Annotated in this window: 7 protein-coding genes; 3 read left to right on the top strand and 4 right to left on the bottom strand. The window is 67.0% G+C overall.

Going from position 1 to position 7,024, the window contains the following annotated elements; all coding sequences use genetic code 11:
• The first annotated feature begins 108 nt into the window (after positions 1–108).
• The 3 genes from C475_RS11050 (at position 109) to C475_RS11060 (ending at position 4,386) form a co-directional block, all read left to right on the top strand.
• On the top strand, positions 109–2,100 hold the full coding sequence (locus C475_RS11050) for an AMP-dependent synthetase/ligase (RefSeq protein WP_006883914.1): 1,992 nt from the start codon (positions 109–111) through the stop codon (positions 2,098–2,100).
• A gap of 121 nt (positions 2,101–2,221) precedes the next feature.
• Positions 2,222–3,358, top strand: coding sequence for an N-methyl-L-tryptophan oxidase (gene solA, locus C475_RS11055; protein ID WP_006883915.1), 1,137 nt, complete (start codon positions 2,222–2,224; stop codon positions 3,356–3,358).
• Between the two features lie 209 nt (positions 3,359–3,567).
• On the top strand, positions 3,568–4,386 hold the full coding sequence (locus C475_RS11060; RefSeq protein ID WP_152436388.1) for a hypothetical protein: 819 nt from the start codon (positions 3,568–3,570) through the stop codon (positions 4,384–4,386).
• Here the strand turns inward: C475_RS11060 and C475_RS11065 are convergent.
• The 4 genes from C475_RS11065 to C475_RS11080 all read right to left on the bottom strand — a co-directional run.
• Positions 4,380–4,760 carry a hypothetical protein gene (locus tag C475_RS11065; RefSeq protein WP_049930472.1) on the bottom strand — a complete coding sequence of 127 codons (381 nt, stop codon included), beginning with the start codon at positions 4,758–4,760 and terminating at the stop codon, positions 4,380–4,382. The two genes, C475_RS11060 and C475_RS11065, sit on opposite strands and share 7 nt — an antisense overlap.
• 280 nt (positions 4,761–5,040) lie before the next feature.
• Positions 5,041–5,826 (bottom strand): SipW-dependent-type signal peptide-containing protein, encoded by a 786-nt coding sequence (locus tag C475_RS11070; RefSeq protein WP_006883918.1) that lies wholly within the window; start codon positions 5,824–5,826, stop codon positions 5,041–5,043.
• Positions 5,823–6,371 (bottom strand): signal peptidase I, encoded by a 549-nt coding sequence (locus C475_RS11075; RefSeq protein WP_006883919.1) that lies wholly within the window; start codon positions 6,369–6,371, stop codon positions 5,823–5,825. The genes C475_RS11070 and C475_RS11075 overlap by 4 nt, the downstream gene beginning before the upstream one ends.
• The coding region (locus C475_RS11080) for a TasA family protein (RefSeq protein WP_204366162.1) at positions 6,372–7,024 on the bottom strand (653 nt) is incomplete at its 5' end.

Consider the following 7,024-nt stretch of genomic DNA (forward strand, 5'->3'; position numbering starts at 1 on the left):
CGGCGGCGGGCCTCTGACAACTACTCTTCCGTTTTCGTCACGTTCAACGACGGAGAGCCGACCGCACGTTCGATAACATATATCACACCCCGGATCCTATAGGACCGCATGACTTCCCCGGAGCCCACGGGCCAGTGGTGGGCCGCGGAACAGACCTACACCGACGAGGTCGTCGGGACGGACACGCTCGCAGCCATGTTCGAGGGGGCGGCCGACCGCTACGGGTCGGCGCCGGCCCAGCGCTACAAGGGCGGCGTCCACGACCGGTCGCTCGCGCCGGCGGTGATACCGGCGGCGCCCGACGGGGAGTACGCCGACATCTCCTACGCAGAGATGCGTTCGGTCGTCCGGCGACTGGCCGCCGGGTTTCGGGACCTGGGAGTGGCGGCGGGCGACCGCATCGCCATCTTCGCGGACACGCGCATGGAGTGGGCGCTGGCGGATTTCGCCGCGCTCGCGGCGGGCGCCGCGGTGACGACGGTCTACACGGACTCCTCGCCGAAACAGGTGCAGTATCTGCTCGACGACCCCGAAGCGACGGGCGTCGTCGTCGGCGACGACTCGCTGCTGGAGCGGGTGCAGGCGGTCGAAGACGATCTCAACCTCTCCTTTTCGGTCGTGATGGACGAGACCGCGCCGGACGGCCCGGCGGCCGACCGCGACGACGCCCTGACGCTGGCGGACCTCTACGAGCGCGGCGACGAGGCGTTTGACCTCGACGCCTACGAGGGGTGGATCGACGAGCGCGACCCCGACGACCTGGCGAGCATCATCTACACGTCGGGCACCACGGGACAACCGAAAGGCGTCAGGCTCACCCATCGGAACTTCCGGTCGAACGTCAACCAGTGTCGCAAGCGCATGGGTCCGCGCCCGGACAAGGGCGAGACGCCGGTGCTCGACGACCACTCGCGGACCATCTCGTTCCTGCCGCTCGCACACGTTTTCGAGCGACTGGCCGGGCACTTCCTCATGTTCGCCTCCGGTGCGACCGTCGGGTACGCGGAGAGTCCGGACACCCTTCCCGAGGACCTGCAGTTGCTCAGTCCGACGACGGGCGCGAGCGTCCCGCGGGTGTACGAGCGCATCTTCGACAACATGCGCGAGCAGGCCAGCGACTCGGCGGCCAAAGAGCGGATCTTCGAGTGGGCCGTCGGCGTCGCCCGCGACTACGCGCGGGCCGAGGATCCGGGTGCCGTCCTCGGTGCCAAGCGGTCGCTCGCCGACCGGCTGGTGTACTCGACGGTCAAAGAGCGGATGGGCGGCGAGATCGAGTTCCTCGTCAGCGGCGGCGGGAGCCTCAGCCAGGAGCTCGCGGAGATGTTCCTCGGGATGGGGATCCCCATCGTCGAAGGGTACGGCCTGACGGAGACGGCGCCGGTCCTCTCGGTGAACCCGCCCGAGGCGATCCGTCCCGGAACGATGGGCCCGCCGGTGACCGACGTCGACGCCCGCGTCGACGAGTCGGCGGTCGGCGACGACCAGTTCCCGACGGCGGCGGGACCGGTCGGCGAACTCGAGGTGGCCGGCCCGAACGTCACCGACGGCTACTGGAACATGCCCGCCGAGACCGACGCGACGTTCACCGAGGACGGGTACTTCGTGACCGGCGACATCGTCGAGATAACGCCCGAGGGGTTCCTCCGGTACAAAGACCGGCTGAAGCAACTCATCGTCCTCTCGACGGGGAAAAACGTCGCCCCGGAGCCGATCGAGGACCGCTTCGCGACCAGCGACCGCGTCGACCAGGTGATGGTCGTCGGCGACGAACGCAAGTTCGTCGGCGCGGTCGTGGTCCCCAACTTCGAGGCGGTCCGACGGTGGGCCGACCGCGAGGGGATCGACCTGCCGGCCGACGACGAAGCGGTCTGTGCCGACGAGCGCGTCCGCGAGTGGGTCGGCGAGGCGATCGACGAGGTCAACGCCGATCTCGAACGGGTCGAGCGGATCAAGGCCTTCGAGCTCGTCTCCCGGGAGTGGACCGCCGACAACGACCTGCTGACGCCTTCGATGAAGAAGAAGCGCCGGAACATCCGCCACGTTCACGACGACGCGATCGAGCGGATCTACGAGGAGCGCGCCGCCGTGGCCGCCGACTGACCACCGACGGCGATCGCCGTCGACGGGCGCCAGTGCGGGCCGGACCGCGTGGCGCCGGTCGAACTGCCGGGCGCGTCCGGATGACGTAATCGCTTTGCCGGACGGTCTCGCAGAGGACGATATGACAGCGAGCGGCGGGCGGTACGACGCGATCGTCCTGGGGGTCGGCGGCGTCGGGAGCGCGGCGACGTACCACATCGCCCGCCGCGGCGCCTCGGTTCTCGGTCTCGAACGGTTCGACGTGCCCCACGGTCGGGGCTCCTCCCACGGGCGGACCCGGCTGCTGCAGCGGTCGCTCGACACGGAACCGGCGACGATGGCGCTCGCCGACCGCGCCCACGAGTCCTGGCGCGCGCTCGAATCGGAAACGGGCCGTGACCTCCTGACGGAGACGGGGTCGCTGGCGGTCGCGGTCGGCGGCGACGACCCCGTCGCGAGCGCCCGTCGGGCCTGCGAACGCCACGACCTCGCCCACGAGTCGCTATCGGGCGCCGACCTCGCCGAGCGGTTCCCCGGCTACGACTTCCCGGCGGACGCCGAGGCGCTCTACCAGCCCGACGGCGCGGTCGTCGCCTCGGAACGCGGGGTCGTCGCGCACGTCGCAGCGGCGCTCGACGCCGGGGCCACGGTCCGAGCGCGCGAACGCGTCGTCGACTGGGAGACGGTCGACGGCGGCGTCCGCGTCGACACCGACCGCGACACCTACCGCGCCGACCGTCTGGTCGTCACCGCCGGTGCCTGGGCGGCACGGGCCGTCGACGCCCTCGACGGCCTGCTCGAACCCTGTCGCCACGCGACCGCCTGGTTCGCCCCGAGCGGCGACCGGTCGGCTTCGCTCGCTGCCGAAGACCGCCTGCCCCCGTTCGTCGCGACCGTCGACGGCGAGAACTTCTACGGCCTTCCCGGCCCGGATCTGCCGGGGATGAAGTTCGGTCGCGCGGACTTCCGACCCACCGCACCGGACGCGCTCTCGGACCCGACCCAGGCCGACGAGCGGCCGCTGCGCGCGTTCGCCGACGAGTACGTCCCCGGCGCGGCCGGGCCGACGCTGCGGCTCTCGACCGGGCTGGTCACCAACTCCCCGGACGGCCGGTTCGTCCTCGACACGCTCGCAGACGAGCGCGTCGCGGTCGCCGCCGGGCTGTCGGGACGGGGCTACAAGTTCGCCCCCGCGCTCGGCGGGATTCTCGCCGACCTGACCCTCGACGGCGGGACCGACTTCGATGTGTCGGGCTACGCTCTCGACCGGTTCGAGTGACGCAATACATTTAAGCGCCGTTCACCTGATCAGTAGCAGGATCGCTTCGGGCAACAGCGGCCGTTCGGGCGGGTGGGACCGGACTCGACGGTCGATCCGTGGTGGCCCGGCGTTCGGGTGAGTGTCAGAAACGATGCACGGCGCAGTACGGGCCGTCGATCGAGTCGACCGAACCAGCGACGGCTCGGACAGTCCTCCGGGAGGTGACGGTGACGGACCCGTCTGAGGGACCGCAAGGCCCCGACGGTTCCTCGACGGAACCCGATCCGGGGTCCGATCCCGGGGAATCGGCGCCCGAGAACTCCCTGGAGGGGTCGGTGTCGGACGGTGACCAGCAGCCGGGAGGTGGGTCCGACGGGGACGAGACGACCGAGGACCCGCCTGCGGAGGAGAGCAGTTCGCGGCGCCGGATCTTACTGCTGTTACTACTGTTGGTGCTCGTCTTCGTGGGTGGCGGGCTGGGGACGTTCGTCCTCGACGACTTCCCGAACGGGTCGCCGGGGCCCGGGACTCCGTCGGCGACCCCGGCTCCCGCGCCGAACGCCACGGGGAACGTCTCGCTGACGACGGCGGCGGACGCGACGCTGCTGCGTGCCGACGGCGTCGTCCCCGGTGACGAAGGGACCTCGCGCCTCCGACTGCGGAACACTGGCACCGCGACAGGCGAACTCAGTGTCACCGAACTCGACGTCCAGAGCGACGAGGGAGGGGTCCTCCCGCCGGAGTCGCCGGACGACGACTCGCCCGAGGAAGGCGAGCTCGACGAGCGTCTGTTGGTCCGTGTCTCCGCGGAGTACCCGAACGACGAGACGGTCGACCTCTACGGGGACGGTGCGTTCGTCCCGATCGGGAGCCTCGACGCAGGCAACCGGACGATCGGGGACGGGCTCGCCGCCCAACAGGACGTGATTATCGTCGTGGAGTGGCGGCTCCCGGCCGAGACGGGCAACGATGTACAGAGCGACAGCGTCTCCTTCGATATCGCGTTCACGCTCCGGTCGGTCAACGGGACCACGACCCCTCAGTGAAGCAGGATTCCGAGGTTGTGGACCGTGGTGTAGAGCCCGACGACCGCCAGCAGAAGCGGTGGCGCGTAGAACATGAGCCGGTCGTCGTCGCCGACGCCCGCCCACAGGCTGATCCCGATACAGGCGTAGATGACCAGCAGTTTGAGCCCGAGGAAGCCGCCGCCGCCGAACGCCATGATCGCCTGCCGGATGACCGGGTTCGCCTCGGTGTGTAGCGGGCTGAAATACACCAGCGCGATCGTCGTCACGATGTCGCCGACGCCGTACGTCGCGACTGCGAGCAACCACATTCGCGAGAATGATACCTCGTCGAAGATAGAAGCATCTGACAGGCCCCCGTCGAAATCGAGCCAAGAAGCGTCCGCTGTTGACATTGAGTATTAATCTGTCGTTTGCATACTAATACATGCGCCCCCAATTATCGAATTGGATAATCTGGCGCGACATTCGACTTGGATATCGATCACCGGAAATATGCAAACCGAGGACGGCGGGAGTCACAGATTCGGCCCAAGGACGGTTTGAAAGTGATTTCTGAGTCTAATCGGGTATCCCGTCACCGAATGTCCGACCGTTCTCCGAGTCAGAACGGAGAAGATGATTAGAGCAGTGCTTGTCGTCATGCGGGACTCTGCCGAAGGTCCTCGTTCGAATTCAGTTGGGTTGCGTTGTCCCCGAGTTAGGGGTCCCGTCAACCGTCGCGTCAGCCGGCGAGTATCGGAGCGTATCGTCCTTGTCCCCGATCGTGGCTCCGTTGACGTAGAGCGTGTCACCTGCCGATCCTAGAGTCGCGGACGCTTCGCCGTTCTTGCTCGATATTTCCGCGTTTTCGAGCCGGATATCGGACCCGGAGCGGAGTGTGATCTGTGCGTTCGTATCGATCGTCGCTCGGTCCATGTTGAGGTGGCCGCCGGCGGTCACGTCAATATACCTGTTCTTCGAATCGATGGTCGCCCCTTCGAGATTCACATCTCCAGACTGAGCGTTGATATCTATCGAACCCGTCTCCGCCACAACCGGTCCCGCCAGGTCGATATTTCCTCCGTCCGCGGTCAGGGTGATGCCACCATTTTTCGTCCTGATTTTCACCTCGCTAGTGATGCTCTGGGCCGTCATCTGGATGTTTCCGTTATCCGTCTTCTCAACCGGCCCCACCGATTCGGGGATCACGAGATTCGCCGATGGGTTGTCGAAGCCGACGAGGTCGCTCTGGGAATACGTCTGCTCGTTCATATCTCTCTCCCCATCGCCATCGGCGTCGTTGTATGCGGTGCCAGACGAACTGCCACTGTCGCTGTTGCCGTTGAACTTATCGGCTGCCTGGATCGTACCGCTCGCTTGCTCGCTGTCGGAGAACAGTCCGTAGGTGGTCGCGCTCCCCGCGGAGACCAGCACCAGGACACAGACGACGACCAGCGCGGACCGAACTCCCTCCCTCATCCACTCTCACCGCCCTCGTCAGGCTCCCGCGAGAGAAGCAGATCACGTAGCTCGGTCACCAGGAGAACCAGGGCGGGCACCACGACGAGCAACACGGTGCCGGCGGTCGTGCCCGCGAACGACACTCCGTACCCGATCAGCGGTATGTGGAACGCCACCCGGCCGACCACCTGATTCGCTGCGACGAGGTCCGGGTCCGGTTCCTCGTTCGCGTCGCCCTGTGTTCGGAACCGTCGCTGTCCGTCGCGCTCGACGACCTCGATGACCCGATGGGTCACGCGGCTATCGACTGCGGTACTGCGGTACGTGATCACGTCGTCGGTCCCGATCCGATCCGCGGGCACGTCGTTCACGTACACCATCGATCCCGCGCCGATCGCTGGCGACATGCTGTCCGAGAGAACGACGAAGCTCTCGTCGGCGCCGACGACCTGCGGAACCGCGCTGCTCACGAACAGGAAGACGACGGCGACGAACAGCGCAGTTCCGAGCAGTGTGCCCGCGCGCCGCCAGTCGGGTTCGCTCGCGGAGTCGGGGAGCCCCATTCAGGCGCTTCCCTCCTGTGTCAGACGGAACGTCAGGTCGAACTCGAACCCGTCGCTCTGGGCCAGGTTACTCGTATCGTTTGGGAGCCGCCACTCGACTGTGAACGACGTGGAACTGCCGCCCTGAATGGACGACGGGGCAGTGATAGTCTGTCCCTCGGAGACCACGTTCGCCGTCGTCCACCCGATGAGTTCCGTCCCGCCCAGCAACGCCCGCACTTCCAAGTACTCGTCGAGTTCGCCGTCGCTCGGTGACCCGTCCTGCCCCTTTTCTTTCCCGTAGTATCCGTTCTCGGTCGACTCGACTCTCGTGACCTCGATTTCGAGAGTGCCCGGAATCGTCCCGTCGTTACCGAGCGTGACCGATCCGTTCCCGCTGTCACCCGGTGCGATGCCCGCCTCGTCGAGAAAGGTGACTGTCTGGCTCGACCCGTCGAGAGTGAGATCGAGGGTCCCCGCCTGAACGGTGTTGTCGGCACTCGATTCGGTGTCCGAGAGGGCGGCCATCGTTCCGGCGCCGGCGGCGGTACCGCCGAGACCAACGGCTACGGCCGCACCGAGCAGTCGCCTGCGGGATAATCGGATCTGATCGGTCATTCGGGTCTGCGATCGACTGTCCCTGTCTCTTATACACATCTCTGATGGCGCGAGGG

The sequence above is a fragment of the Halosimplex carlsbadense 2-9-1 genome, assembly GCF_000337455.1.
GTDB classification, from domain to species: Archaea; Halobacteriota; Halobacteria; order Halobacteriales; family Haloarculaceae; genus Halosimplex; species Halosimplex carlsbadense.

What these genes read in the sequence shown, in the direction of transcription:
- C475_RS11050 (WP_006883914.1), top strand. Translation starts at nt 109, where the DNA reads ATGACTTCCCCGGAGCCCACGGGCCAGTGGTGGGCCGCGGAACAGACC.
- solA (WP_006883915.1), top strand. Translation starts at nt 2,222, where the DNA reads ATGACAGCGAGCGGCGGGCGGTACGACGCGATCGTCCTGGGGGTCGGC.
- C475_RS11065 (WP_049930472.1), bottom strand. Translation starts at nt 4,760, where the DNA reads ATGTCAACAGCGGACGCTTCTTGGCTCGATTTCGACGGGGGCCTGTCA.
- C475_RS11070 (WP_006883918.1), bottom strand. Translation starts at nt 5,826, where the DNA reads ATGAGGGAGGGAGTTCGGTCCGCGCTGGTCGTCGTCTGTGTCCTGGTG.
- C475_RS11075 (WP_006883919.1), bottom strand. Translation starts at nt 6,371, where the DNA reads ATGGGGCTCCCCGACTCCGCGAGCGAACCCGACTGGCGGCGCGCGGGC.